This is a genomic window from Rhizobium atlanticum (genome assembly GCF_030182485.1).
In the GTDB taxonomy this organism is placed as follows: Bacteria; Pseudomonadota; Alphaproteobacteria; order Rhizobiales; family Rhizobiaceae; genus Rhizobium.
Genome location: NZ_JAQJCJ010000093.1, coordinates 1 through 618 on the forward strand (window position 1 = coordinate 1; position 618 = coordinate 618).

Genomic DNA, 618 nt, shown 5'->3' on the forward strand with positions numbered 1-618 from the left:
GGAAGTCGGCTGTATCTCTTCCATCCTGATCATTAACGATGCGCTGGAAAGCGCTCAGCGCGGTGCTCTCATCGCCCAGGCGCAGATGATAATGGGCTATCAGGGGATCGATAAGCCGCGTCCTGGCGGCGAGATCCGGATCGTTTCGCTGCAAGTCCTGCATTAGCAGCTCATAATCCGTCTGGATATGCTGGTCGCCCAACCATTCGGTATGGTCGAGCGACAATCCGCTGCGGCCTTCGATCGATGGATCAACCTGCTGCAGCGGCGAAGTTGATCTGAACTCGGCACGTGAATCCGAACGGCCGTCCAGACCGGCCGGTTCCCGGCCACTTGCCTGCTCAGGGGACAACCCCGACGCTGCGTTCGCCTCAACGACTTGCTGGTACTGCCGAAGCCGCTTGAAAGAGATAGTGTGTTTTCCCATGTCTTCGGTGAAGTCTTGGTAATCTTTTTTCAACGACCATTGCTGCTGATCACTGCCGTTGAGCCGGCTCGCTATGCTCTCCCTACCCCTGGTTTGCAGCCAATTACTAAACTTTCGTTGATTGCTGGCTATAGTCCAGACAACATTCCTCTTGGAAGTCGAGCCCGATCCGAGCTTGCTCAGCTCTTCGT

1 pseudogene is annotated in these 618 nt (G+C 55.8%); it reads right to left on the reverse strand.

Going from position 1 to position 618, the window contains the following annotated elements:
• A pseudogene (locus PH551_RS32855) lies at window positions 1-460 on the reverse strand (Ulp1 family isopeptidase); the annotation flags it as partial.
• Window positions 461-618: the final 158 nt, after the last annotated feature.